The 26,196-nt window shown below is 66.8% G+C and carries 23 protein-coding genes; 10 read left to right on the top strand and 13 right to left on the bottom strand.

Going from position 1 to position 26,196, the window contains the following annotated elements; genetic code table 11:
• The first annotated feature begins 1 nt into the window (after window position 1).
• Both ACIPXZ_RS00180 and ACIPXZ_RS00175 read left to right on the top strand, forming a co-directional pair.
• A complete protein-coding gene (locus tag ACIPXZ_RS00180) occupies window positions 2–1,318 on the top strand; it encodes a CynX/NimT family MFS transporter (protein ID WP_400589995.1) in 1,317 nt (438 codons plus the stop codon).
• Between the two features lies 1 nt (window position 1,319).
• On the top strand, window positions 1,320–2,000 hold the full coding sequence (locus ACIPXZ_RS00175; protein WP_400589994.1) for a FadR/GntR family transcriptional regulator: 681 nt from the start codon (window positions 1,320–1,322) through the stop codon (window positions 1,998–2,000).
• Between the two features lie 21 nt (window positions 2,001–2,021).
• On the opposite strand, the gene ACIPXZ_RS00170 is transcribed toward ACIPXZ_RS00175, so the two are convergent.
• Window positions 2,022–3,509: an FAD-dependent oxidoreductase gene (locus ACIPXZ_RS00170; RefSeq protein ID WP_400589993.1), complete on the bottom strand. Its 1,488-nt coding sequence runs from the start codon at window positions 3,507–3,509 to the stop codon at window positions 2,022–2,024.
• Window positions 3,510–3,593: 84 nt separating this feature from the next.
• Complete coding sequence (gene cobA / locus ACIPXZ_RS00165) at window positions 3,594–4,877, bottom strand: uroporphyrinogen-III C-methyltransferase (protein WP_400589992.1); 1,284 nt, start codon at window positions 4,875–4,877, stop codon at window positions 3,594–3,596.
• A gap of 105 nt (window positions 4,878–4,982) precedes the next feature.
• Here cobA and ACIPXZ_RS00160 point away from each other — a divergent pair, with 105 nt between their 5' ends.
• Entirely contained in the window at window positions 4,983–5,432 is a 450-nt protein-coding gene (locus tag ACIPXZ_RS00160; protein ID WP_400589991.1) for an SRPBCC family protein, read from the top strand.
• A 228-nt stretch (window positions 5,433–5,660) separates the two neighbouring features.
• Here the strand turns inward: ACIPXZ_RS00160 and ACIPXZ_RS00155 are convergent, their stop codons facing one another.
• Entirely contained in the window at window positions 5,661–5,945 is a 285-nt protein-coding gene (locus ACIPXZ_RS00155; RefSeq protein WP_400589990.1) for a pyrimidine/purine nucleoside phosphorylase, read from the bottom strand.
• Window positions 5,946–6,164: 219 nt separating this feature from the next.
• Between ACIPXZ_RS00155 and ACIPXZ_RS00150 the strand changes: the two genes are divergently transcribed.
• A complete protein-coding gene (locus tag ACIPXZ_RS00150; protein WP_400589989.1) occupies window positions 6,165–6,698 on the top strand; it encodes a hypothetical protein in 534 nt (177 codons plus the stop codon).
• A 30-nt stretch (window positions 6,699–6,728) separates the two neighbouring features.
• On the opposite strand, the gene ACIPXZ_RS00145 is transcribed toward ACIPXZ_RS00150, so the two are convergent.
• Window positions 6,729–7,742 carry an LLM class flavin-dependent oxidoreductase gene (locus ACIPXZ_RS00145; RefSeq protein ID WP_400589988.1) on the bottom strand — a complete coding sequence of 338 codons (1,014 nt, stop codon included), beginning with the start codon at window positions 7,740–7,742 and terminating at the stop codon, window positions 6,729–6,731.
• A gap of 240 nt (window positions 7,743–7,982) precedes the next feature.
• On the opposite strand from ACIPXZ_RS00145, the gene ACIPXZ_RS00140 reads away from it, so the two are divergent.
• Window positions 7,983–10,148: a hypothetical protein gene (locus ACIPXZ_RS00140; protein WP_400589987.1), complete on the top strand. Its 2,166-nt coding sequence runs from the start codon at window positions 7,983–7,985 to the stop codon at window positions 10,146–10,148.
• Window positions 10,149–10,274: 126 nt separating this feature from the next.
• Here the strand turns inward: ACIPXZ_RS00140 and ACIPXZ_RS00135 are convergent, their stop codons facing one another.
• From ACIPXZ_RS00135 to ACIPXZ_RS00110, 6 genes are all read right to left on the bottom strand, one after another.
• On the bottom strand, window positions 10,275–11,534 hold the full coding sequence (locus tag ACIPXZ_RS00135; protein ID WP_400589986.1) for an alpha-L-fucosidase: 1,260 nt from the start codon (window positions 11,532–11,534) through the stop codon (window positions 10,275–10,277).
• A 139-nt stretch (window positions 11,535–11,673) separates the two neighbouring features.
• Entirely contained in the window at window positions 11,674–13,056 is a 1,383-nt protein-coding gene (locus ACIPXZ_RS00130) for a sulfate adenylyltransferase subunit 1 (RefSeq protein ID WP_400589985.1), read from the bottom strand.
• Window positions 13,056–14,126, bottom strand: a complete 1,071-nt coding sequence (cysD, locus tag ACIPXZ_RS00125) for a sulfate adenylyltransferase subunit CysD (protein ID WP_400589984.1) — start codon at window positions 14,124–14,126, stop codon at window positions 13,056–13,058. Before cysD ends, ACIPXZ_RS00130 begins: the two co-directional genes overlap by 1 nt.
• Entirely contained in the window at window positions 14,123–14,839 is a 717-nt protein-coding gene (locus tag ACIPXZ_RS00120) for a phosphoadenylyl-sulfate reductase (RefSeq protein WP_400589983.1), read from the bottom strand. The genes cysD and ACIPXZ_RS00120 overlap by 4 nt, the downstream gene beginning before the upstream one ends.
• Window positions 14,836–16,584 carry a nitrite/sulfite reductase gene (locus tag ACIPXZ_RS00115; RefSeq protein ID WP_400589982.1) on the bottom strand — a complete coding sequence of 583 codons (1,749 nt, stop codon included), beginning with the start codon at window positions 16,582–16,584 and terminating at the stop codon, window positions 14,836–14,838. The genes ACIPXZ_RS00120 and ACIPXZ_RS00115 overlap by 4 nt, the downstream gene beginning before the upstream one ends.
• Before the next feature lie 75 nt (window positions 16,585–16,659).
• Window positions 16,660–17,358 carry a sirohydrochlorin chelatase gene (locus tag ACIPXZ_RS00110; protein WP_400589981.1) on the bottom strand — a complete coding sequence of 233 codons (699 nt, stop codon included), beginning with the start codon at window positions 17,356–17,358 and terminating at the stop codon, window positions 16,660–16,662.
• Between the two features lie 106 nt (window positions 17,359–17,464).
• On the opposite strand from ACIPXZ_RS00110, the gene ACIPXZ_RS00105 reads away from it, so the two are divergent.
• The 3 genes from ACIPXZ_RS00105 (at window position 17,465) to ACIPXZ_RS00095 (ending at window position 19,775) form a co-directional block, all read left to right on the top strand.
• Window positions 17,465–18,103, top strand: coding sequence for a trimeric intracellular cation channel family protein (locus tag ACIPXZ_RS00105; RefSeq protein WP_400589980.1), 639 nt, complete (start codon window positions 17,465–17,467; stop codon window positions 18,101–18,103).
• A gap of 190 nt (window positions 18,104–18,293) precedes the next feature.
• Window positions 18,294–19,235 (top strand): hypothetical protein, encoded by a 942-nt coding sequence (locus ACIPXZ_RS00100; protein ID WP_400589979.1) that lies wholly within the window; start codon window positions 18,294–18,296, stop codon window positions 19,233–19,235.
• A gap of 117 nt (window positions 19,236–19,352) precedes the next feature.
• Window positions 19,353–19,775: a hypothetical protein gene (locus ACIPXZ_RS00095; protein ID WP_400589978.1), complete on the top strand. Its 423-nt coding sequence runs from the start codon at window positions 19,353–19,355 to the stop codon at window positions 19,773–19,775.
• A 383-nt stretch (window positions 19,776–20,158) separates the two neighbouring features.
• Here ACIPXZ_RS00095 and ACIPXZ_RS00090 read toward each other — a convergent pair whose 3' ends face one another.
• Genes ACIPXZ_RS00090 through ACIPXZ_RS00080 form a run of 3 tightly spaced genes read right to left on the bottom strand, consistent with a single transcriptional unit; the run spans window position 20,159 to window position 23,367 of the window.
• Window positions 20,159–21,262, bottom strand: coding sequence for a polyprenyl synthetase family protein (locus tag ACIPXZ_RS00090; protein WP_400589977.1), 1,104 nt, complete (start codon window positions 21,260–21,262; stop codon window positions 20,159–20,161).
• Between the two features lie 10 nt (window positions 21,263–21,272).
• Window positions 21,273–22,613, bottom strand: coding sequence for a geranylgeranyl reductase family protein (locus tag ACIPXZ_RS00085; RefSeq protein ID WP_400589976.1), 1,341 nt, complete (start codon window positions 22,611–22,613; stop codon window positions 21,273–21,275).
• 10 nt (window positions 22,614–22,623) lie between these two features.
• Window positions 22,624–23,367, bottom strand: coding sequence for a demethylmenaquinone methyltransferase (locus ACIPXZ_RS00080; protein WP_400589975.1), 744 nt, complete (start codon window positions 23,365–23,367; stop codon window positions 22,624–22,626).
• Window positions 23,368–23,587: 220 nt separating this feature from the next.
• Between ACIPXZ_RS00080 and ACIPXZ_RS00075 the strand changes: the two genes are divergently transcribed.
• Window positions 23,588–24,946 carry an isochorismate synthase MenF gene (locus ACIPXZ_RS00075; RefSeq protein WP_400589974.1) on the top strand — a complete coding sequence of 453 codons (1,359 nt, stop codon included), beginning with the start codon at window positions 23,588–23,590 and terminating at the stop codon, window positions 24,944–24,946.
• Window positions 24,947–25,229: 283 nt separating this feature from the next.
• Entirely contained in the window at window positions 25,230–26,186 is a 957-nt protein-coding gene (locus ACIPXZ_RS00070; RefSeq protein ID WP_400589973.1) for an ABC transporter substrate-binding protein, read from the top strand.
• Window positions 26,187–26,196 lie beyond the last annotated feature (10 nt).

Below are 26,196 nucleotides of genomic sequence, written 5' to 3'. Positions count from 1 at the left end.
CATGCCAGGCACCCTCTCACCCGATTCCGCCCTGCCCGTGACGACCCCGCCCGCCCCGGAACCGACGCCCGACGGCGGCTCCCGGGCTGTGCGCCGCCGCGCCATCCTGGCCCTGGCCGGCGTCATCCTGGTGGGCCTCAACCTCAGAGTCGGCATCACGAGCGCCGCAGCACTGTTCCACGAGCTCCAGCAGGTGCTCGGCTACGGCGCCTTCATCGCCTCGCTTCTGCCCACCATCCCCACCCTCTGCTTCGCCGTCGCCGGCCTGGCGGCCAACTCCCTGATCCGGCGCCTGGGCGTGGAGAACACCCTCGTCCTGGCCCTGGTCCTGCTGTCGGGTGGCCTCGCACTGCGCGGCATTCCCAGTACCGCAGCGCTCCTGATCGGCACCGTGGTGGCCATGAGCGGTCTGGCGATCTGCAATATCGCCATGCCCGTCCTGATCCGCCAGGACCACGCCCACCGGACCTCCGTCATCACCGGCATGTACACCGTGATGATGACGGTCGGCGCCACCACGGCAGCCACGGTCAGCGTTCCTCTGGCCCAGGCGCTCGGCTCCCCCTCGGCCGGTCTGGCGGCCTGGTCCGGTGTCGCCGTCCTCGGTTTGCTCGGTTTCATCCCGCTCGCCCTGGTCAGCCGGGGTGCCCGCGCGCGGAACAACACCGACGGCGCGGTCCAGGAACGGCACAGCATCTGGGGCTCCCTGAAGGGGCGCAAGGGCACTCTCATCGCAGTGGTCTTCTCCGCCCAGGGTTTCCTGGCCTACGCCTCGATGAGCTGGTTCGCCTACATCCTCAGCGACAACGGCATGGACCCGGCCCAGAGCGGCCTGATGTTCGGCATCATGCAGTTCGTGTCCATGTTCACCGGAATGTTCTTCCTCGCTCTCGGCTCGCGCAACGGTGCCCGGCCCTGGGCATTGGCCATCCCCGCGGCCAGCTTCGCTGCCGGACTCGCCCTGCTCATGGTGGCCCCCGTCGAGGCGGCCCTGCTCTCCGCGATCCTGATCGGTCTTGGCCTCGGGGTCTTCCCGCCGATTCTGGCCATCATCAGCCAGAGTGGTGCCAGCGCTGCCGAGACCACGGCGCTTTCCACGGCCTCGCAGTCCGTCGGCTACCTCTTCTCGGCGCTCGGTCCGCTCGGCATCGGGCTCCTCCACGGACTCACCGGGCAGTGGATCGTGCCGCTGTGCGTGGCGATCGTCGTGGCCCTGCTGCTCATGGTGACCGGCTTCCGGCTGGGCAAGCTGCACCGAGGGCATGGCCCCCGCGTGGTGGTGGCGAGCCACGAGTCCGCTAACGAACGGCAGGCCTGAGATGAGCGGCTCAGAAGGACACGCTTCCCGGCAGCCCCGCGCCGCCGTCGTCGTACAGCGCCTGCGCGAGAAGGTCAGCGGCGGCGACTGGGCCGTCGGCGAGCGCATCCCGAAGGAGGCCGAGCTCATGGAACTGCTGGGCGTTTCCCGCGGCACCTTGAGGGAAGGCGTCAAAGCACTCGCCCACGCGGGGATGCTCGAGGTCCGGCAGGGCGACGGCACCTACGTGCGGGCCCGCAGCGAACTCGAGGGCACGGCGCGGCGCAGCGTCCGCGAGCACACCGCGGCGCACGTTTTCGAAGTCCGTCAGGTCCTGGACACCCAGGCGGCACGCCTGGCCTCCGAACGCGCCACCGCGGACGGGGTACACGAATTGCAGCGGCTCCTGGATGCAGCCCTCGCCGCGTGGAACGCCGGAGACGTCGAAGCCTGGGCGGACCTGGACTGGGAGTTCCATCGCGGCGTGGCCCGGTTGAGCGACAATCCCCTGCTTGAGGAGCTGTATTCCGGTTTCGCCGGGGCGTTCAAGCGAGATCTGATGAACCAATCGGTGCACCCGGACTTCGACCCGAGTCTGCAACCAGGTCATCAGGACCTGATCGCAGCCATCGCCTCCGGCGACCCGGAGACCGCGGAGCACAGCGTCCGCTGCGGCCTGGAGATCGCCGAATCCCGCAGCTGAACCGTTCAAACAGTTGAGTGCTCAGGAGCCGACGACGGCGTCCGCCTCCTTGCGGGAGATGCTCACCATCTCCTCACGCGAGACGACCTTGATGCGCTCACGCTCGACGGTCACCCCGTGGGACCCGCCGTTCGCGGTGGCTTCGGCACCGAGGGTACGTTCGTGGGCGTCCAGACGGTTCCAGCCTTCCCAGCTGGTGAACTCGACCCCGCGCCCGCTCAGCAATGAGGTGATCGCATCTTCGGCAGGGGCTTCGGCCACGGGAAGATCCGCCCGGTCGGCCAAGAGGTGGGTGATGGTCTCCAAGGCGTCGCCCTTGGTGTGGCCGATGAGGCCCACCGGTCCGCGCTTGATCCAGCCCGTGGCGTAGACGCCCGGCACCGGCGCTCCGTCCGTGCTCAGGACCCGGCCGCCGTCGTTGGTCACGACGCCCCTCTTGTGATCGAACTCGACGCCCGGAAGGGGCGATCCGAAGTAACCGATGGTGCGGTAGACGGCCTGAACGGGGTAATCCACGAACTCACCGGTGCCGCGGGCGTTGCCTGTGCCGTCCAGTTCGGTGCGCTCGAAGCGGATGCCCGCCACCTTGCCGGGCGTCTCCGGGGAATCGGTGATCTCCACTGGGGAATGCAGGAAGTGCAGGTGCAGGCGGCGGGATGCGGTCAGCTCGGAGCGGTCCTCGGGCTGCTCGGCGAACCAGTTGGTCAGGGTGCCGACCATGGTCTTGATCTGGTTGTTGCTCTGGATCGCCTCATCGGAGGCTTCGTCGAATTCGAAGTCCTCGGCGTAAAGGATGATGTCCACATCCTTGGAGTGAGACAGCTCGCGCAGTTCCAGAGGTGTGAACTTGATCTGGGCGGGGCCGCGGCGGCCGAAGACGTGCACGTCCGTGACCGGGCTGGATTTCAGGCCCGCGTAGACGTTCTCGGGGATCTCGGTGACCAACAGATCGTCCGCGTGCTTGGACAGGACCCGGGCCACGTCCAGCGCGACATTGCCGTTGCCGATGACGGCGATCTCCTTCGCCTCCAGCGGCCACTCGCGGGAGACGTCAGGGTGACCGTCGTACCAGGACACGAAGTCCGCACCGCCGTAGGAGCCGTCCAGTTCCACACCGGGGATGTTGAGGTCTGCGTCCTTGATGGCGCCGGTGGCGAAGACGACCGCGTCGTAGTGCTGCTGCAGGTCTGCCAGGGTGAGGTCCGTGCCGTAGTCCACGTTGCCGAAGAAGCGGATGTCGCCCCGGTCCAGCACCTTGTGCAGGGCGTTCACGATGCCCTTGATGCGCGGGTGGTCAGGCGCGACGCCGTAGCGGATCAGGCCATAGGGCGCCGGGTAGCGGTCGAAGAGGTCGATGCTGACCGTGAGCTCCCCGCTCTTGACCTCATCACTCTTGGTGAGGATGTCCGCAGCGTAGACGCCGGCCGGACCGGAGCCGATGACGGCCACGCGCAACGGGCGATCTGCTGAGCCGACGGCTGCGCTGGAGGGAGTGGGGAGTTCTGACACGGCTGTGTTCCTTTGTTCTGGATGATCGATTGCTCCGTAAGTGTCGTTTTGAGGGCTCAAAACGACACTTACGGTGGGGCCCCGTCAGCGAGGGGTCCCCGGTGCGAGGTACGAGCCCGGGGAGCTGACGGGGACAGTCGATGAGAGGTTCGGGGTGACTCGGAGATGTTCGGGGGCGTACGGGCTCAGGCGGACGACGTCGCCCACCACGATCACGGCGGGGTTCTCCACCCCGACTTCGGCAGCGCGCGAGGCGATGCCTTCCGCGGTGGAGATGGTGACGCGCTGGTCCGCGGCATAGCCTCGTTCCACGATCGCCACCGGGGTGTCCGCCGGCAGCCCCGATGCGGCCAACGTCGCCATGGAACGGGCCAGGGACTTCACCCCCATGAGCAGGATGACCGTGTGGTCAGGCCGTGCCGGCAGATTGCCCAATTCGTCGTGCCCGGTGACCACCGAGAAACCGGTCGCGAGCCCGCGGTGCGTGACCGGGATGCCCGCGGCCGCCGGAACCGAGATCGCGGAGGTGACTCCGGAAACGACCTGAACGTCGACGTCGTGCTCCCGGCAGAAGGCAAGCTCCTCGCCGCCGCGGCCCAGGACATAGGGATCACCGCCCTTGAGGCGGACCACCCGGTTCCCGGCGAGCGCCTCGCGGACCAGGATCCGGTTGATCTCGTCCTGAGGGACCGGATGATGACCAGGGGTCTTGCCCACCTCGATCACGCGGACCCCCTCCGGGAGGTCGTCCAGCACGGAGCGCGGGCCGAGGCGGTCCGCGACGACGACGTCGGCCTCAGCGAGGAGGCGACGGGCATGGACGGTCATGAGTCCGGGGTCGCCGGGGCCGCCGCCCACCAGGGCGACGGTGCCTTTCGTTGAGGCACGGCGGTGATGGCGCAGCGGGAGGCTGCCTTCATCCAGGGCGGCGGCGACGGCATCCCGCACGGCCATGGCGCGGCGCGGGTCGGCGCCCGCGTTGACGGCGATTTTCACATCCGCGACGCTCGCTACGGCGGGCGTCCAGGCGGCGGAATTCTCGTGGTCGGAGGCATTCACGCACCAGATGCGACGCTCCTCGGCCTCCGCTGAGACCTTCGCGTCCACGACGGCGACGCCGGTCGCCGTCTGAACGAACCAGGGGGTTTCCAGGTCCTGGGTCCGGTATTCGCGAGGCTCCCAACGCAGCAGACCTGAGTCCGCGAGCTGACGCACGGCGTCGACGGCATCGGGGGCCACCACGGTGACCAGCGCGCCGGCGTCGAGCAGTCCCTTGGCCCGGCGCGCGGCGACCTTGCCGCCGCCGACCACCAGCACGGGGCGGCCGAGCAGCCGCAGTGCCGTGGGATAAATGTCCATCAGAGCCATGAAAAAACTGTAGGTGTGGCCCGTAACACCCATCAAAGTTGCAGCAACGGCAGGTCATGGAAGGTCATGGGAGGAAACATTGCGGGTGGTCCTAGGCTTGCTCCCGTGATCACCTTCGCTGATGAGCTCTGGATCAAGGCCCCGCCGGAACTGCTCTTCGCCTTGTCCCTGGACGTGGATGCTCATACCGGCTCCATGGCGGCATCCGGCGAGCGCGCGGTGGCGGGTGTGACGACGGGGCGGCTGGGCCCGGGCGAGACCGTCACGTGGGAGGCCCGGCATTTCGGGGTCCGGATACGGATGACATCACGGATCTCGGAGTACCGGGAGTCGTCCTTTTTCGTGGACGAACAGCTCAGCGGACCGTTCAGACGCTGGCGGCACGAGCACCGTTTCACGCTCGACGACGGAGGCACTCGCATGAGGGACGACGTCACCTTTTCGGCCCCGCTGGGTCCGCTCGGACGGATCGCGGAATTGACGGTGCTGCGCTGGTACATGCCGAAACTGATCCGGCAACGAAACCTGTTTCTCAAGCAACTGGCCGAGGGCTGAGTGACGTTGCAGGACCGGCGCCAAACGTATGGTGCATCCCGTCGCACGGTGACGCGCCCAGGCCGAACTCGCTGGTAGCGTGCGAACTCGCTCCAAGAAACAGCGATTTCGCACCTCGCTAGCGAGTTCAGCAGGCCACATCGGCGAAACCAGCGAACTCAAGCGAAGCAGTCATCAACCCCGGTCAACCCAGCGCCCGGACGCAGTCGGGATTCAGTCGTAGGAACATCAGTCGTAGGAACAGATGTAGGCCACCGGCTCACTCGTCATGACCGTGAAGGACACCCCGGCTTCGATCTCGAACGCCGATCCCTCCTCGTAACGAACCCACTCCCCCGACTCGGCGGGCAGTTTGACGTCCCAGGAGCCCCTGACCAGTTGCATGCGCTCCGGGGCTGAGGTGCCGAAGGTCCACTCACCGGGCGCGATCACGCCCACCGTGAATTTCCCCTGCTCGTCCCCGGACCCCAGGCTGCGGACGTTTCCGTCGAAGTACTCGTTCTGGCTGATCATGTCGGGGCTCCTCGGGTTCTCAGCGCCAGGAGGCTTCTCCCGGCATCGTTCCCACCACGTTAAAGCCGCCCGCCCGCCTCTCCAATCACCGCACGGTTTGTTGCGGGAGGAAGAGTTTCGGGGACTTCTCCCCATTGTCAGCCCTGCGGTGAGACAGCAAGCTGGAAGGCGACGCATCGGGACGGCCATATCAAGAAGTCCCCCTGGCGAGGAGATGACATGAACAATCAGGATGACCCGACACCGGGAGGAGACTCCTTCCGGCTGTGGCGGCTGGCGACCGGCGCCTATGCGCTGTTCGTCGCAGTGCTCGTGCTCGCCGGTCTCGGCACATCCTTCTTCACCATCCGGGACACCCGAGGCGACTCACACGTCGACACGCCTGTCTCCGTCCTCGTGGTCATCTTCCGTCGAGGAATCGCGCCGAGCGCGGAAGCCGGCGATGACCCGACCACATCGGCGCTTTTCATGACAGGCTTCATCGGTCTCCTCGTCGTTGCGCTGCTGGTCGTCATCGTGCTGGTCTTCGCGGCTTGCAGAGCCCTCACGACGCCGATGCGCCGGATCAGCTGGCTGCTGATGACGCTCGGTGTGATCGGGGCGCTCGTACTGCTCGGGTTCACGCTGAGAGCCGCCGGGGCGCATCAATCGGATTCACCCGGTTGGGGCGGGTTCATACTGCTGCTCGGAATGATCGGAATCAGCCCCCTACTGACGCGCGCAGCCGCCCCGCTGGTGTCACGTACGCGCTGACGACGGCGGCACGCGGGCCGCCGTCGTCGTTCAGCCGAAGACGTGCTTGACGATGTTCCCCAGCAGTGCTGCGTTGTAGTCCACGCCCAACTGATTCGGCACCGTGACCAGGACGGTATCCGCCTCCTGGACGGCCTCGTCACGTGCGAGTTCCTCCGCGAGCTTGTCCGGCTCCCCGATGTAGGAGCGCCCGAAACGCGAGATCGCACCGTCCAGCCAGCCCACTTGGTCCTGCCCTTCGACCTGCCCACGCAGTCCGAAGTAGTAGTGGTCCTCCTCCGAGACGAGGGGGATGATGCTGCGGCTGACGGAAACCCGCGGTTCCCAGTCATGACCGGCGTCCTTCCATGCCTGGCGATAGACCCGGATCTGTTCAGCCTGCAACTGGTCGAACGGCACGCCGGTGTCCTCCGTGAGGAGTGTGGAACTCATCAGGTTCATGCCCTGCTCCGCCGCCCAGACCGCCGTCGCACGAGTGCCTGCGCCCCACCAGATGCGACGATCGAGGCCTGGCGACTGCGGCTCGACCGGGAGCAGCAGGCTGCTCTGCCGGCCATGACCCGGGTCTGCCGGTGCGATTCCGGTACCGGTGATGGCTTTGCGGAAGAGCTCGGTGTGCCGGCGCGCCATGGCCGCGGTGTCTTCCCCGTCGCGCGGCACGTACCCGAAATTCTCCGCGCCGTTGAGCGCCGGCTCGGGTGAACCACGGCTGACGCCGAGCTGGAGCCTGCCCTGGCTGATGAGGTCAGTGGCGGCGGCCTCCTCTGCCATGTAGAGGGGGTTCTCATAGCGCATGTCGATGACGCCGGTGCCCATTTCGATGGTGCTGGTGCTGGCCGCAATGGCCGCCAGAAGTGGGAAGGGCGCCGCACCTTGACGCGCGAAGTGGTGCACTCTGAAGAAGGCTCCGGCGACGCCCTGTTCCTCCGCAGCGACCGAGAGCTCGATGGCCTGCCGCAGCGATTCGCCGGCGTCCTGGGTGTGGGATCCCGCCGAGCGACCGTAGTGCCCGAAGGACAGGAATCCGATCTTTTTGCTGTTCACACGAGGGGAACCATGCGTTTGCATGAAAAATTCCGACCCTCTTCTCCTTGCGTTGCGTGCTCACTTGTGGCGGGTGTTTCCGCGAGCAGCCCGCAGGAAATGAGCACGCAAGGGAGGAAGGGCGTATACCGGGGCCATGGTCACACCCGGCCCCGGCACGGCACCCTTTGCGGCGATCAGGACGGCAGCCCTACGATGATCCAGATCACATCTGATCACGTCACTCGGGGGAGGGACTCATTGTCTCCATTTAATTCACTCACCACTCGGACGCGGCGCGGCGGTCTCGCCAGGCTCGTCTCCATCGTCGGCAGCGTCGCGCTGTCGGCCGGACTGCTCGCGGCACCTGCCGCCCACGCCGAATCGCCGGGATCCGGCACCAGCACCGAATCGCCGGGGCCGGAGCCGTCCTCGACCACGGAACCGACACAGGAACCCACACAGGAACCGAGCGGTCTGCCGTCGGTCCACCCGACGGATCTGCCGAGTGGTGAACCGAGCGCCACGGCAGAACCGACGCAAGAACCCACACAGCAGCCCACCGCTGCGCCCGCGCCCGTGAACACCGCGCCTCCCGTCGTCGACGGCGAAGCGGTGGTCGGGGGGACCCTTTCCTCCACAGGAGGCGGCTGGGAAGCGGCGAGCCGGCTCCGCTTCGTCTGGACGGTCGATGGCACCGCAGTCCAGACGTCGGACCATGTGGTGGGCGAGAGCGATTCCTTACTCCTGTCGCCTGGGATGGCGGGGAAGACCGTTCAGCTCACGGTGACGGCGTCCGGTGACGAACAGTCCCCCAGCACCGAAGCCGCAGCCACGCCGGTGGTAGTGCGGAGCGCCGAGTTCACCGGGCTCGTCTGGAGCAACGCCCTGACGGGGCGGGCCGTCGTCGGCCAATCACTGTCGCTCGCCCGGCCCGCATGGGATGACTCAGCCTCGCACGGCACCTTGAGCTACCAGTGGTACCGCGGGATGGAACAGATCCCCGGCGCCACCACGGAGCGTTATCTGGTCGGCGCGGCGGACGTCTCCCGCCCGCTGTGGGCCGCCATCACGCTCTCCGCCCCGGGCTTCACGGACCACGAGTTCCGCTCTGCGCAGCTCACCGCCGCCAGCGCGGCCTTCACCTCGGTTGCCATACCCACTATCGGTGGGACGGCGCGTGTGGGCCAGGTGCAGACCGCGAACCCTGGCGCCTCCGCCCCGGCCGCCGGTTCCTTCAGCTATCAGTGGTACCGCGGAACCGCCGTGATCCCCGGAGCTGTGGGACGCAGCTACACCACCACCGCGGCGGACAACGGGAAAACGCTCAAGGTCCGTGTCCGCTCATCCAAACCCGGCTACACCTCCGTGGACCGGTTCTCCGCAGCCCGGACGATCGCCGTCGGCCTCCTCGTCGCCACGAAGTCGCCAGCGGTGACCGGGACGCATCGCTACGGGAACACACTCAAGGTTTCCCAGGCGTGGCCCGCCGGAACCACCGTCCGGTACCAGTGGTACCGCAACGGCGCCGCCGTCAAGGGAGCGACCGGCAACGCTCTCTTCCTGAACCCGGCGTACATCGGCACCCGCCTGAACGTGAAGGTCGCGGTCTCCAAGCCGGGGTATCTCACACGCTCGGTGACCACCACCCCCGTCGGAGTGGGGAGAGGTCTCATCACGCTGAAGACCGCACCCCACGTCACGGGACGGCTCGCGCTGGGCTCAGTCCTCACGGCCTACACCGGCAGTTACACCCCCGTGCCGACCAGCTTCGCGTACCAGTGGTACCGGAACGGAGCCGCGATTCCGGGGGCCCGGGCCCGCAGCTATCGCGTGGCAGCTGCCGACAACGGCCGCTCACTGTCCGTGCGAGTGGTCGCCACCCGCGGCTACTACGAGTCCCGCGCCACCACCAGTGCGGCCGTGAAACTCCCACTGTGGCCCGTGACCGTGCTCCGCGGAGACGGTGTTTACCGTGTGGGCACCCAGATCAAGCCGGGCCTGTACAAGGCGACGGGCTCCGGAGTCGGCTGCTACTGGGCACGTCTCAGCGGGTTCGGCGGCCGTGTCGCCGACATCAAGGCCAACTACTACGGGTCCGCCAGAACCTATGTCCAGATCAATGCAGGCGATGTCGGATTCCAGTCCTATGGCTGCGGCTCCTGGACCACGGTGACCCCGAGCGGGCCAAAAGCCACCCAGATCACGACCGACGGCATCTACCGGGTGGGTATCGACATCCTGCCGGGAACCTACTACGGCAGCAGCTCCCATGACGGCTGCTATCTGGCCGCCCTGACCGGCTTCAGCGGCACCATGGATGACATCGCGCAGAACTACTACGGTCATGCCGACGTGATTGCGACCGTTCCGAGCTGGATCACCGCTCTCGAGGTCAGGAACTGCGGCATTCTGACGCGGTACTGAGCCTCCGGGGCGGGGGACGTTCCAGCTTCCCCGATTCCTTCCCCGGTGTTGCGTGCTCACTTGTGGCGGGTGTTTCCGCGAGCGACCCGCCACAAGTGAGCACGCAAGCTACGGACGGGCGGAACCTCAGTCCTCGGGACGGTGGGTCGGGGCCGCATACTCGATCACCGGGACCGGTGCGCCGCCTGTGTCGTAGACGCGCGCGAACGCGAGGTGCGCGACGTCGTCCGCCTTCACCCGCAAGCGACGCGCGGTGACGGGCACGACGGCGTGCAGCCGCTGGGAGCCGACGGTCAGGCCGGTGGCCAGGACTTCGCCGTCGTCGCCCACGAGGCTGTGCCGGGTCACGCGCTGCCCCTGGGTGAGGTCCTCCCCCAACTCGACATGGTCGACGGTCACCGTGGCGCCGAAGTCGAGCTCCCATTCCCCCGCGCCGAGGTCCGTCAGCCGCGCCTCGACCGGCTTCCCGAAACGCCTGCCCAGCTCGGAACGGAACTCCGCCAGCCGTGCCAGGTCTTCGTCGGGGATGAGGCCGCGTTGGTCGGGCGGAAGGTTCAGCAGGAGATTCGCGCCCATGCCGATCGAGCGATAGTGGATGGCGAGCAGATGATCGAGGGACTTCGGTTCCTCCGATGGCTGCCAGAACCACCCGGGGCGGATCGAGACATCACATTCGGGCGGCAGATACGCCTCCTGCCCGAGCACGGCGGAGTCGCTGACGTAGTTGGACACCGCGGTGGAGGAGACCACGTACTCGACAGGATCCTCCGCCAGGCCGTCTTCGTTCCCCACCCAGCGGATGGTTGCAGGACCCATGTTGAAGACCATGGCCTCCGGCTGGAGTTCAGCGATCAGGCCGCCGATCCGTTCCCAGTCGTAGACCCGTCCCTCGGATCCAGCGCCGTCGAACCACAGCTCGTGGAGCGTGCCATAACGGGTGCACAGTTCCCGCAGCTGAGTGAGATAGAACTCGTCATAGGCGGCCGGGTCCTCGTAGCAGGCGGCATTCCGGTCCCAGGGCGAGAGGTACAGACCGAACCTCAGCCCGGCTTCCTGGCACGCCTGTGCCATTTCCGCCACGACATCGCCCGCTCCGTCCCGCCACGGCGAGGAAGCCACGGAGTAGTCCGTCGTGGCGGTCGGCCAGAGACAGAACCCGTCGTGATGCTTGGCCGTCAGGACCACGTACCTCGCCCCGGCGAGCTGCGCCGCGCGGACCCATTGTCGGGCATCCAGCTCCGTGGGATCGAAGCTCGACGCCGGCAAAGTGCCGTCACTCCATTCCTTGCCGTGAAAGGTGTTGATGCCGAAGTGGAAGAACACGCCCATCCGGTCGTGCTGCCACGCCAATTGCCCGGGTGTCGGGCGCAGTGGAGCCGAAGTCATGCGGTCCACCTTAAAGACAGGCGCCCGCCCGATGGAACCATCCGAACACCCCCGCACAGACACGCGAAGTTACAGCTTGCGCCCCTAAAACGCGGTTTTAGGGGCGCAAGCTGTAACTTCGCGGGGAAAAGGAGAAACCCTAGATCCAGTACCGCTCGTCCTCGGAATCACCCGGGTGCTCCTTGACCATGCCCGCGGCGAGAGTGTTCCCGTCGGCTGGGTCGATCACCAGGAACGCGCCCGTCCGGCGGTGCGTGGCGTACGGCTCCAGGGGCAGCTCGGCGGCCAGGCGGATCTGGACCTCGCCGATGTCGTTCAATTCGAGTCCAGATGCCGGCTGCACCTCGAACGTGTCCAGATCGAGCTTGCCGGAGACGGTCCGGACGATCGCCTTCACCGTCTGGGTCCCGTGCTTGACGAACACCCGGGCGCCTTCGCGCAGCGGCTTGGAGGACAGCCACGCCACGGAGCCGTACAGGTCCGCAGAGCTCTCCCCCACGGTGCCCGCCGCGGCGATCGTGTCACCGCGGGCGATGTCGATCTCATCAGCGAGCCGCAGCGCCACCGATTGCGGGGCGAAGGCCGTGTCCAGGGAGGTGCCGGCGAAATCGATGCCGGTGACCGTCGTCGTACGCGGCTCATGCCCCGGTGAGAGGACCACCACGGAGTCGCCCACGCTCACCGTGCCTTCGGCGACCTGACCCGCGTAGGCGCGGTAGTCGCGGTAGGCTTCGACGTCCAGACCGCGCTCGACGGCGTCCGGAGCCAGGGCGCCCTGCGGCCGGACGGCCAGCTGCACGGGAAACCGGAAGGCCTCCTCCGCGTCTTCCAGCTCGTCCGCGGCGGGCAGCGTCTCGAGGACCTCCAGCAGCGACGGGCCCTCATACCAGGGGGTCCGCGGCGAGCGGTCCACCACATTGTCGCCGTCCAGGGCGGAGACCGGGATGACCCGGATATCCGCGTGGTCCGGTGCGGTTCCGATCCCGAGCTCCTTGGAGACGCGGCGGATATCCGCCTCGATGTCCCGGAACACGGACTCGGAGAAGTCCACCAGATCCACCTTGTTCACGGCCACCACCACATGCGGAACACGCAGCAGGTGCAGCACGGAGAGGTGCCGTCGGGTCTGCTCCAGGACGCCCTTGCGGGCATCGATCAGCACGACGACGGCATCCGCCGTGGACGCGCCGGTCACCGTGTTCTTGGTGTACTGCACGTGCCCGGGGCAGTCCGCCAGGATGAAGCTGCGACGATCCGTGGCGAAGTAGCGGTAGGCCACGTCGATGGTGATGCCCTGCTCCCGTTCGGCGCGCAGGCCGTCGGTCAGCAGCGCCAGGTCCAGGCCGCCCTTCTCCCCGCCGAAGCCGCGGTCCGCGCTGGTGCGGGCGACGGCGTCGAGGGTGTCCGCCAGGATCGCCTTGGAGTCGTGCAGGAGCCGGCCCACCAGAGTGGACTTGCCGTCGTCGACGCTGCCGGCCGTCGCGAAACGGAACAGCGTGCTGGACGCGAGTGCGGTGCTCATCAGAAATACCCGTCCTTCTTACGGTCTTCCATGGCCGCCTCGGAGATGCGGTCATCGGCGCGGGTCGCGCCACGCTCGGTCAGGGTCGACGCCGCGACTTCGACGACGACGGCGGCCACATCGGCCGCATCGCTCTCCACCGCGCCGGTGCAGGACATGTCGCCCACGGTGCGGTAGCGGACCAGCTTGGTCACGACCTCTTCACCCGGTTCGGGCAGGGACACCTCGCCCACACCGCGCCACATGCCGTCGCGGCGGAACACCTGACGTTCGTGGGCGTAGTACAAGCCGGGCAGCTCGATGTTCTCGCGTTCGATGTACCGCCAGATGTCCAGCTCGGTCCAGTTGCTGATGGGGAAGGCCCTTACATGCTGGCCCACCGTGTGGCGGCCGTTGTACAGGTTCCACAGTTCGGGGCGCTGGTTGCGGGGGTCCCACTGGCCGAACTCGTCCCGCAGGGACAGGATGCGCTCCTTGGCGCGGGCCTTGTCCTCATCACGGCGGCCGCCGCCGAAAACGGCGTCGAACTTGTTCCGCTGGATGGCGTCCAGCAGCGGCACGGTCTGCAACGGATTGCGGGTCCCGTCCGCGCGCTCCTGGAGCTCGCCCCGGTCGATGAACTCCTGCACCGAACCGACCACGAGCTTCAGACCAAGCCGCTCCACGGTACGGTCCCGGAACTCGATCACCTCGGGGAAGTTGTGCCCCGTGTCCACGTGCAGCACCGGGAACGGGACCTTGCCGGGCCAGAACGCCTTGGTGGCCAGATGCAGCATGACCACGGAGTCCTTGCCGCCGGAGAACAGCAGTGCGGGCCGTTCGAACTCGGCGACGACCTCACGGATGATGTGAATGGCCTCCGCCTCGAGGGCGTCAAGCGTGCCGAGCCTGTTGTCAGCTACGTCCGGCCTTCCGGCCGCTTCCCCACGCGGCTTAGACACACTCGCTCGTTCCTCGCTCGCGCGATGCGCCGCTTTCGGGGAATCGGTCTGAAGGCCTGCTTCCAGCGTGTCACGGGTCTGCGTCACGTCGTCCACCTCGAGTTCTTCGGAAAAAGTCTGGGCGCTCATGTGTGGAGCCCGCATTCGGTCTTGTCGGATCCGGCCCAACGGCCGGAGCGAGGGTCGGCGCCAGGCGCGACCTTGTTGGTGCAGGGCTGGCAGCCGATGGACGGGTAGCCCTGATTCAGGAGCGGGTTGGACGGCAGCAGGTGTTCGTCCGAGTACTCGGTGAGCTGCTCGAAGGTCCACGGGGCGACCGGGTTGACCTTGACCAGGCCGTTCTTCTCATCCCAGGTCACCAACGGGGTGTTGGTCCGGGTGGGCGCCTCGTCGCGGCGTACCCCGGTGAACCACAGTTCGTAGCCGGCCAGTGTCCGCTGGAGCGGGATCACTTTGCGCATATTGCAGCAGGAGGCTGCGTCCCGGGCGAACAGGTTCTTGCCGAACAGCCGGTCCTGCTGCTCCACGGTGTTCTCCGGGAGGACGTCCACCACGTTCACACGGAGGGTCTTGGCCACGAGATCACGGGTCTGGTAGGTCTCCGGGAAGTGGTAGCCGGTGTCGAGGAACAGCACGTCGACGCCGGGCAGCTGATCTGCGACAAGGGCCGGAAGCACACTGTCCGCCATGGAGCACGCCACCGTGACGGCGGACGTGGCGAAGTTCCGCTTCACCCAGGCGATGATCTCCTCTGCGGAGGCATCCCAGTCCAGCTCGGCCGCGCCGGCTTCGGCGATGGCTTTGAGCTCTTCATGGCTGCGGAGCCCTTGAACAGTGCTCATTGCAGTGCCTCCTCATCTGCGGCATGCGCCCATTCGGCGAATGACTGCCCTTCCGTGCGGTCTGCGACGAAACGGCGGACCACTCGCTCGACGTAGTCAGCCAGATCCGCCACGTAGACCTTCAGGCCCCGGACGGTGCGCCCGAGCCCAGCCTCCTCGCGCGAAGTGGACGCGAGTCCACCTCCCAGGTGCACCTGGAAGCCGGGGGCCGGGTCTCCGCCGTCGACGGGCAGCATCATCCCTTTGAGGCCGATGTCCGCCGTCTGAATGCGGGCGCAGGAGTTCGGGCAGCCGTTGATGTGCAGGCTCAGTGCGTCAGGCAGCGTACCGGCGTCGACCAGGTCAGCGAGGCGACGCTCCAGTTCCGCGATCGCGGTCGCCGCGGTCACCTTGGTCTCCACGATGGCCAGCTTGCAGTATTCGATGCCCGTGCAGGCGATGGTTCCACGCTTGAACACGCTCGGCCGGGCGGAGAGCCCCAAGGCGTCAAGCTCCGCGATGAGCGGTTCGACCTGATCACCGGGCACGTCCAGAACCACCAGCTTCTGATGCGGCGTGGTCCGCAGCCGCCGGGAGCCGTGTGCCTCCAGGACATCCGCCAGGCGGACGATCGATTCGCCGGAGAGCCGGCCCACCGTCGGCGAGACACCGATGAAGAACTGGCCGTCCTTCTGCTCGTGGACACCGACGTGATCACCGGGCATGGACGGCTTGGGTGCGGCGGGACCGTCGGCCAGCTTGTAACCGAGGTACTCGTCCTCCAGGACCTGACGGAACTTCTCGGTGCCCCAATCGGCCAGCAGGAACTTCAGGCGGGCTTTGGTGCGCATCCGCCGGTAGCCGTAGTCGCGGAAGATCCGGGTGACCCCGTGCCACACTTCGGCTCCCTGTTCGGGGGTCACGAAGGTGCCCAGACGCTTGCCGAGCATCGGGTTCGTGGACAGTGCGCCGCCCACCCAGAGGTCGTATCCGACGCCCAGCTCGGGGTGGACCACACCCACGAAGGCGCAGTCGTTGATCTCGTGGACCACGTCCTGCGACGGATGGCCCGTGATGGCGGTCTTGTACTTGCGTGGCAGATTCGCCAGCTCCGGGTCCCCGATGAATTTCTCCGCGATCTCCTCGATCAGCGGGGTGGGGTCGAGGATCTCGTCCTTGGCGATGCCCGCCACGGGCGAGCCGAGGATGACACGGGGCACATCGCCGCAGGCCTCCGTCGTGGACAGTCCAACGGCCTCCAGACGGCTCCAGATCTCCGGAACATCCTCGACGCGGATCCAGTGCAGCTGGATGTTCTGGCGGTCGGTGACATCCGCCGAGCCACGGGCGAAATCGACGGAGATCTGTCCGATGACACGCAGCTGCTCAGTACTGAGCGCCCCGCCGTCGATCCGGACGCGGAGCATGAAGTACTTGTCTTCCAGCTCGTGCGGCTCCAGCGTGGCGGTCTTCCCGCCGTCGATGCCGGGCTTGCGCTGCGTGTAGAGGCCCCACCAGCGGAAGCGACCGTGCAGATCGGTACCGTCGATCGAGTCGAAGCCGCCCTTGGAGTAGATGGTCTCGATCCGTTCACGGACGGAGAGGCCGCCGTCCTCCTGCTTCCACACCTCGTTGGCGTTGAGCGGAGTGGTGCCGTCCACTTTCCACTGGCCGTGCGGCTTGGCCGCCGGGCGGCCGGCACGCGGTGTACGCGCAGGACGGGCTTCGGGCGTGGGCTGAGCTCCGGCTAGAGCTGTCTCTGTCATAGAAAAAATGTAGGGTGGGCCACTTTGGCCACCCAAGGTCACCGGACACGTGACGACACCTGGAGCAACAAATCGTCACGCGCCGGGCATGGTCTCCACGGCCTCGTCGAAGCGTTTCAGGACCAGGGCGGCCAGGGACTCCGACGGCAGCAGAGGTTCCGTCACCACGTCCGCACCAGCCTTGAACAGCTGGTCGTGGAACCAGCCGTGGGCCAATAGATAGGAAGCGACGACGACGCGCGGCGCACCCTCCGCCTGCGCCGTCGCGACGGCATCGGGGACCTTCGGTTCCGCGGCGCTCCCGTAGGCACAGCGCACCGGCCGCCCGATCAGGACGGCGAGCTGCCTCGCCGTCTCCTCGACCGCCTGGCTCGCCTCCTCCCGGGACGAACCCGCCGCCGCGAGGATGACGACGTCGTCATCCTTCAGCCCGGCTTCCGTGAGCCGCTCATGCAGGACCCCGACGAGCAGCGGGTCCGGTCCGAGCGGCGCAGCGGCAATGGTCCCGGGCCGCGTCGCGGCCGCCCGGGCGATGTCGACCTGTACGTGGTAACCCACACTGAGCAACAACGGGACGATCACGGCCGGACCGCTGTCCGGCAGCCCATCGACGACGCCGGGGAGTTCCGGCTCCTGCACGTCCACATATGCTTCCAGCACCTTGAGCCCGGGTCGCAGCGTGGACACCGCAGCACGCAACCCTCGCACCTCGGCGTCGCCCGTGGCGTTACTGGTTCCGTGCGAACAGGCGATCAGGACAGGGTTCTCGGTCATGGGACGGAGCTTAACGCGTGCGGGGGCGCGGTGCCTTAACCTTGATTGCGAAGCATGTCGAGTCCCCTGTCCCGGGGCCAGTCCTCCGGCGCCCGAAGGGAGCACAATGTCTTTTGACGCGGGACTCTTGACCCTGGATCTGCTGGGGGTCTTCTTCTTCGCTGTGTCCGGCTCCCTTCTGGCTGCCCGGAAACGCTTCGATGTGGTGGGCTCCGTGCTCCTCGCCTGCTTGGTCAGCCTCGGTGGCGGCGTGGTGCGCGATGTGATCCTGGGCGTCCATCTGCCCTCCGCCTTCGGTCAGCCGATCTACCTGGTCCCGCCGTTCCTCGCGGCAGCCCTGGTGTACGTGCTGTTCAACAGCGTGCAGCGCTTCACCTCGCTGCTGACCCTGTTCGACGCCGGCGGCCTGGCGCTCTTCTGCATCTCCGGCACGCTGAAGGCCATCTCGCTCGGCGCGAACCCGGTGGCTGCTGTTCTTCTGGGCGTCACGACGGCGGTGGGAGGCGGGGTACTGCGCGACATCACCGCCAATGAGGTCCCCGCGCTGTTCGACGCCCGGGACCTCTATGCCCTTCCGGCGCTCTGCGGCGCCGTGCTGACGGCCCTCGTCTGGCATCTGGGCTGGTTCAACATCGTGACGGGGCCGCTCATCGCGACCCTGGTGTTCGCCTTCCGGGTGACGGCCTGGCGGCGGCATTGGTACGTCCCGCTCGCCGTGCACGGCTGGCACCGCCCAGGCACCTGAACCGTCCCGTTCACCTTGCCCTCTCATTCGCCTTCCCCTCCCGTTCACCTTGCACTTTCTCGGGGTTGGAGGCCCCGAATCCCAGAGAAATCGCAAGGTCAACCGTGGCTTCTGAAGACCACAAACCCGGCCTCCACCAGCGCTGTGGATAACTCCTGCGCTGCACTGCGCGACTGGCTCACACTGGAGCATGCGCCCCAGCAGACTGCCTTCCGAGTTGAGGAACACGTCCTTCACCTACCGTGAGGCGTTGCGCCGGGGAGCCGCCCGCAACCGTCTGTACGCCCGGGACCTGGAGATCACCACCAACGGCTTCCGGCGCCCGGTCCACGGAGTTCTGCGGCCGGCCGATGAGATCCGGGCCCTCGCCGTTCTGAGACCGAAAGACACCTTTGCCCAGTTCACGGCGGCCCTTCTGCAGGGCGTCCCACTCCCTCGGGAGTACGAAAGGCCGTGGCCCGTGCATCTGAGCAGTCCACCTGGCACCGCGCCGTCCCGCCGCCGGAATGTAGTCGGTCTCAGCTTGGAGCTGTGGGAGGACGAGATCCGGTTTCTGGACGGGCTCCGGGTCACCACCCCGGCACGGACCTGGCTGGATCTGGCCCGTGTCCTGGGCATCGAGGACCTGGTCATCGCGGGAGACCACTTGGTCTGCGCACATCCCCAGGGCTTCCCGGCACCCCGGCTCCCTTGGACCACACCGGACGCGTTGCGGGTGATGCTCGTCCGTCATCCCCGTGCCCGGGGCATCATCCGGGCCAGACAGGCCCTGGATCTGATCCGGGTGGGTGCCGATTCGCCCCGGGAGACGAAGATGCGACTGGCCATCGTGGCCGCCGGATTGCCGGAACCCGAGCTGAACGTCATGCTCAGGGGCGAATTCGGACAGCCGGTCCTGTGGCCGGACGGCGCGTACCGGAATCACCGGATCTCATTGCAGTACGACGGCGATCCGCACGCCGGGAGCCGACAGTATCGCCGGGACATTGATCGCGCCGCCGTGACCGAGTCGCTGGGATGGACCGAGGTACGGCTCGGCGCATCCGACCTGCACGGCACGCCACCCCGCGCGGCCTTGCGAGTCGGGCAGGCCTTGCACCGTGCCGGTTGGCGGCCCGGTAACCTCCCCTGATCCCGGGTTCACCTTGCACTTTCTCGGGCATGAAGGCCCATCAACCCCGAGAAAGCGCAAGGTGAGCCTCGTCCCAGGCCACGGCGAGGGCTTGCCCCCACTCGATAGGATGAATGCATGAGCGAAATGTTCGTGGAGAAGTTCCGCGCCCTGGTCCCGAAGTACCTCGAAGACGAGTGGCAGGAAGAGGACGGCATCCCCGAGGACGAGCTCAACGCCGCGCTGGCCGCCTTGAAGCTGGACCTCCCCCTCGCGATGCGGGAGTTCTACCTGTCCCTCGGCGGCTGCGTGGACATCATGGAGGCGTACCACTACTTCTGGGACCCGGAAGAGCTCGAAGTCGACGATGAAGGCTTCCTGATGTTCCTGGAGGACGAAGAGGAGAGCTACACCTGGGGCATCCGGATGGGCGACCTGACCGTCCCGGATCCTATCGTCTGGCGCAAGAACAACGCGCGAGGCGAGTGGAAGAGCGAAGACGGTACGTTCTCCGAGTTCACATTCGACATGCTCGCCTGGGCATTCGAGGACGAGGACTGAGAACCACCTCCCATCAGGAGGAATTCTTACTCCGGCGGCTGGACTTCATGACAGGCTTCGTCATAAGCTGAGGAGAGGAATCGCCCCCTCCTAAGGTGATTCTTGAAGGAGACCTCCTCCTAAAGGTTCTCCTGATTTCGCACGGAGCAGGCCCACAGGACAATTAAGCTACCCCCCTAGCTGTCCGGTCGGGCCTGTTCTGCGTTTAAGCGATTAATCCCTTGACCCGGGCCACCGCTCCCGTCACCGGCTGTTTCCCGGCCTATCCTCTGCAAATTCCCAGCCTGTCCGCGAGATGCGCCGGCCCGGAAACCCCGTCCTGAGACAAAACATCCCGGCCGTGTCTTCGACGCGGCCGGGATGTTGTCACATCACGTAAAAGCTCAGGCGTTACGCTCCACCACGGCCAGTGCGAAGTTGTCCAGGGACTCCTTGACCACGCCGTCGGGCAGGGGGGCCAGCGCCTCGCGCGCCTCATCGGCCCACTTCCGGGCCACGGCCCAGGACTGCTCGGTGACCGGATGAGCACCCAGAGCTGCAACGGCGGCCGCCAGGGCCTCGTCTCCGCTGAGGTCGCCGTCGACGAGTTCCAGGACCTCGGCGGCGGATGCGTCGCCGTCGCGGGCGGCCTGACGCAAGAGCAGCACAGGCAGGGTCGGAACACCCTCCCGCAGATCCGTCCCCGGGGTCTTGCCGGACTTGACCCGCGCGCTCGTGACATCGATGACGTCGTCGGCGAGCTGGAAGGCGACGCCCAGCTTCTCCCCGTACTCCACAAGAACGTTCTCCACGGTCTCGTCGACGTTTGCGAAGATCGCACCCAGCTGCGCGGACGCCGCCACCAGGGAACCGGTCTTGTCGGCCAGTACCTGGATGTAGTGGTTCAGGGGATCTTCGTCCTCGCGCGGCCCCACGGTCTCGTGAAGCTGGCCGAGGCACAGTCGTTCGAAGGTGCGGGCCTGGATGCCGAGAGCCCTGGTACCGAGTTCCGAGACCAGAATGGACGCCCGGGCGAAGATCAGATCGCCCGTGAGCACGGCGACGGAGTTGCCCCACACCTCATGTGCGGTGGGCGCTCCACGCCGGAACGGAGCGGAGTCCATGACGTCGTCGTGGTACAGCGTCGCCAGATGAGTCAGCTCGACCACGACGGCGGCCTGCAGGACCTCGGGCCGGGTGTAGTCACCGAGGTGCGAGCAGAGGAGCGCCAGCAGCGGCCTGATGCGCTTGCCACCGGCCTCGACCAGGTGCCGGGACGTGGCGTCCGCCAACGGGTCCGAGTTGGAGATCGCCTCCCGCAGCATCTTTTCGACGCGAGCCAGATTGGTGGTCAGCGCGGGGCCGATCACAGCGTCCTCGGAGATGGTGGCGAAACCACGCGGCAGGCTGAGGCCGGTGGCGATCGCCGTGGTGCTCGGGGCTGGCTCGGTGACCTCCGGGCGGCCGTGTCCGGCGTGCGTCCAGGTGCGGTCTGCAGGTGTGCTCACGGTATCAAGCCTAACGAGTGACGGGGGCCGTCCGCGCCGCAGCAGGTGCAGGCGCGGTGCCGAGGTTGGACGTGGCGGGAACGAGCTTCTCCAGGACCGCGATCACGGAGTCCTCGAAACGCCCGGATCGGGGGTCGGTCAGATTCGCCAGGAAGCGAACCACGAAGCGCATCAGCACTGGGATCGACATGCCGGTGCGCAGTGCAAGCTTCATGATGCGCGGGTTGCCGATCAGGCGGGCGAAAACACGTCCCAGAGTGAAATGACTGCCCCATTCGTCCCGCACCTGGGACGCATAGGCGACCATCCCGGCGTCGAACGCCCGGCGCGCGGCGTCGGCGGATGAGGCCTGACGAGCGGCGCGGTCCGCGTCGAGAAGGTGCTCGGCCGCGAAGCGCGCGGACTCCATCGCATAGGAGATGCCTTCACCGTTGAACGGGGAGACCATGCCTCCGGCATCGCCGAGCAGCAGCATCCCCGGCACATGGTGCGGCGTCCGGTTGAAGCCCATGGGCAGGGCGGCTCCACGGATCTCCCCCACCATGGTGTCCTCGCGGAACTCCCAGTCCTGGGGCATGCCCGCAACCCAGTCACGCATGACCTGTTTGTAGTCCAGACGCCCGAACTCCTTGGAGGAGTTCAGAATGCCGAGGCCGACATTCGAGGTGCCGTCGCCGACGCCGAAGATCCAGCCGTAGCCGGGCAACGGGTTACCGTCCTTGCCGGGCAGTTCGAGCCAGCCTTCCATCCATTCGTCCTCGTGCCGGGGGCTCGCGTAGTAACCGCGCACGGCGACGCCCAGCGGGCGGTCGTCGCGTTTGGCGAGACCGAGTGACACAGCAGTGCGGGTCGAGTTGCCGTCTGCGGCGAGAACGACGTCGGCATGGAAGTCCTGTGCCTCGCCCGTCTTGCGTCCGCGCTCATCCAGGACGGCGGCACGGGCGCCGACGACGCGGCCGGCGTCGTCGCGCAGGGCCTCCGTGACGGAATGACGTTCGAGGACGGTGGCACCCGAGGTTTCGGCGTGACGGGCAAGTGCCTCATCGAAACCGAGGCGCGTGCGGATCAGGCCGTACTGCGGGAAATCACCGACCTCCGGCCAGGCCAGTTCCATCCGGCGGCCTCCGGCGATCAACCGCAAGCCCTTGTTCCGCCGCCATCCGTCGGCCTCCTCATGGGGAAGACCGAGCTTCTGGATCTCCCGGACGGCGCGCGGCGTCAGCCCGTCGCCGCAGACCTTCTCGCGTGGGAAAGCGGTCTTCTCCAGAACGGTGACCTCGGCGCCCGACTGGGCGAGGTAATGAGCGGCTGTGGATCCGGCCGGGCCGGCTCCGACGATGAGTACCTTCACGGTGCTCCTTCTAGCGCGCAGAGGCCGGCGCGTCAGCCCCGGCGGCCAGCGGCTTCACTCCGCGGTGCACAGCCACGATGCCTCCGTTGAGGTTGCGGTAGGCCAGTTCGGACCAGCCGGCGTCCTCCATCCAGTGGGCCAGCTCGTCCTGCGCCGGCCAAGCACGGATCGACTCGGCGAGATAGACGTAGGCGTCCGGATTGGAAGAGACCTTGCGCGCGATCGCGGGGAGCGCGCGCATTAGGTATTCGGTGTACATGGTGCGCCAGACCGGGACGGTGGGGTGGGAGAACTCCGCCACCACGATGCGTCCGCCGGGCTTGGTGACCCGGAACATCTCCTCCAGCGCCTTGCGTGGTTCGTTCACGTTGCGGAGACCGAAGGAGATCGTGCTCGCATCGAAGCTGTCATCAGCGAACGGCAGGTTCATGGCATCGCCGGCGACGAAGTCGATGTCGGGACGGCGGCGCTTGCCGACCTTGAGCATGCCCAGGGAGAAGTCGCAGGCGACGACGTCGATGCCGGCGTCCGCATAGGGCTCACTGGAAGTTCCCGTGCCCGCTGCGAGGTCGAGGACTCGCTGACCAGGGACCGCACCGACCGCGTCGAACACGATCTTGCGCCAGCGCCGGGTCTGGCCCATCGACAGCACGTCGTTCACCACGTCGTATTTCGGCGCAACATCGTCGAACATGGTGGCTACTTCATCAGGACGCTTGTCGAGCGAGGCTCGGATCGGTGTGCTGCTCACCATCCCATTGTCGCAAAGAGTTGGTTCAATGCCCTCATCGGGCTTCAACAGGGTGGCCCCGGGCTGAGCGAGGCGAGGTTTCGCTGGCGACAGGTGGGCCCCGGCGCCGAGGGTTCCCTGAGCGAGGTACGAGCTTAGGGAGGCGCTGGGTGGGCCCCTGGAGCGAGGGTCCGCTGAGCGAGGTACGAGCTTAGGGTAGCGACAGGGATAGTCTTGTCCCATCATGAGCAGCACGCTGACAAGCATCACCGTCCCCTTGGGCGAGACCGCCTCCGAGGATGGACTGGCGGCACTCCTGGGCTCCCCCGGCACCCCTTCCGCAGACTTCTGCTGGATCCGGCGCGGTTCGGGGCTGATCGGCTTCGGCGAGGCTGCACGCTTCGAGGCGACCGGACCGGACCGCTTCATGCTCGGTGAGCAGTGGTGGCGATCCCTCATTCTGGAAGCGACGAGCATCGACCCACTCCAGCTTCCCGGCACAGGACCGGTGGCCTTCGGCTCCTTCGCTTTCTCCAAAACCTCCGAGTTCGCGTCCCGGCTGGTGGTCCCGGAACTCGTCGTCGGACTGCGTGACGGCCTGCTCTGGGCGACTCTTATTTCACTCACGGGTTCAACGCCCACCCGGGCACAACTGGACGAATCGCTCGGCCGTTTCGTCCCTGCGCTTCTGAGAAACGGAGCGCTCGACGACGCTTCCCTGACCGGCGCCGACGACGAAAACGGTGAGGCGCTCGACGCCGTCGTGCGCCCCGGGTCCCTGGGAGAGCAGGACTGGATGGACGCCGTCGAGCAGGGCGTGCAGCGCATCCGCCAGGGTGCGGTGGAGAAGATCGTGCTGGCCCGGGACGTCCTCGTGGAATTGCCCACCGAGGTCCGCGCCCCTCAGGTCCTCGCGAGACTGAGCAGCCGCTACCGCGAGTGCTGGACCTATCGCGTGGATGATTTCGTGGGAGCCACCCCGGAGATGCTCATCCAGGTCGTGGGGCGAACCGCCCAGGCGAGGGTTCTGGCCGGGACTTTGGACCGCCGTGATGCCGCGACCCGGCCCGAGAGCGAGGGAGAGCTGGACTTCGCCGAGCGTGTGCTGGCGGGTTCCGCCAAACAGCGCCACGAGCATCAGATCGCCATCGACTCCCTGGTCAACGCTTTGGAGCCGTTCTCCGCAGTGACTGACGCTCATGAGGAGCCGTTCATTCTGGAGCTTCCTAACGTCTGGCACCTCGCCTCGGATGTGAAGGCCGAACTGCTGGAGGCCGAGGGACACGTGCCGTCGTCGCTGGCGCTCGTCAACGCCCTGCACCCCACCGCGGCGGTCTGCGGAACGCCGACCCTCCCCGCGGGCTCCATCATCCGGGAGTTGGAACATCTGGACCGTGGACCCTACGCCGGCCCCGTGGGATGGCTCGACGGCGCTGGCAACGGAGAGTGGGGCATCGGCCTGCGCGGGGGCCTGCTGGGCGGCGAGACGGCGCGATTGTTCGCCGGCTGCGGCGTCGTGGAGGGCTCCGTTCCCGAGACGGAACTGGCCGAAACATGGGCCAAGTTCCGCCCGATGCTGGAAGCTCTGGGCGTTTCCGTCTGACCACGGCAGCTCTTCATCATCTGAAGCGCATATTTCACGTCCGGAATACCGGACAGAACGCCCTTTTGCGCACCCTATCGAGCCCAGATCTCCTGTTTAGTGATGGGAGTCACATCACCAGGGCCGACTGAAAAATTTACCAGAAGGCAACACGGAACGCTTGTGAAACAAGGCTCCCTGTTGTCCAATGGTCACTGCAAGTTGACTGTGATGCACCTCTCAGAGGCGTGACTACACTTAAGCGGACTCAACTCCAGGTCCCAGCGCAACAAAGGGTAAAAACATGATGTTCAATCGCTCCCTCCTCGGAAGCACCAAGGTCAAGACGGCGGCTGTTCTGGCCATCGGCGCTCTGGCCCTCACCGCGTGCACCAATGCGTCCGACACCGCGGGCAATGGCGCCCAGGCGTCCTCGGGATCCTCCAGCGCACCGTCCTTCGACCCGAGCAGCGTCCAGAAGGACGACGCCCTCGCCGCGAAGGTGCCTGCCGCGATCAAGGCCAAGGGAACCCTCACGGTGGGTTCCGACACCAGCTACGCCCCGGCCGAGTTCCTCGGCGCCGACGGCCAGACCCCCGTGGGTTACGACGTGGACATCGCGAAGGCCATCGGCGCGACCCTCGGCCTCAAGGTCCAGGTCCAGACCGCGGAGTTCACCGGCATCCTGCCGGCGCTCGGCCCCAAGTACGACCTGGGCATCTCCTCCTTCACCATCAACAAGGACCGGCTCGCCGCCGTCAACCTGGTGAGCTACTTCAACGCCGGAACCTCCTGGGCCGTTCAGAAGGGCAACCCCAAGAACTTCAGCCTGGACGACATCTGCGGTCGCTCGATCGGAGTCCAGACGGGCACCACCCAAGAGGATCCCGATCTGAAGACGCGCAGCAAGAAGTGCACCGATGCGGGCAAGAAGGCCATCGACGTCGTGACCCTCAAGAACCAGACGGACGTCACCACGCGCCTGGTCAACGGTTCCATCGACGCCATGGCTGCCGATTCACCGATCATCGCTTACGCGCTCCAGCAGACCAACGGCCAGCTGGAGAAGTTCGGTGACACCTACGACTCCGCTCCCGAAGGCATTGCCGTCGCCAAGTCGGACACCGCGCTGGCCTCGCTCATCCAGGAGACCGTCAACAAGCTGATCGCCGACGGCGACTACAAGAAGATCCTCGACGGCTGGGGCAACAGTGACGGCGCCGTCACGAAGTCTGAGCTGAACCCGACGCCCGCCTCCTGACCGACTCCCC

The sequence above is a fragment of the Arthrobacter sp. NPDC090010 genome, from assembly GCF_044748305.1.
Lineage (GTDB): Bacteria > Actinomycetota > Actinomycetes > Actinomycetales > Micrococcaceae > Arthrobacter_E.
Note: the sequence above shows the minus strand (reverse complement) of the source record. Positions and strands in the feature narration are given on the sequence as shown.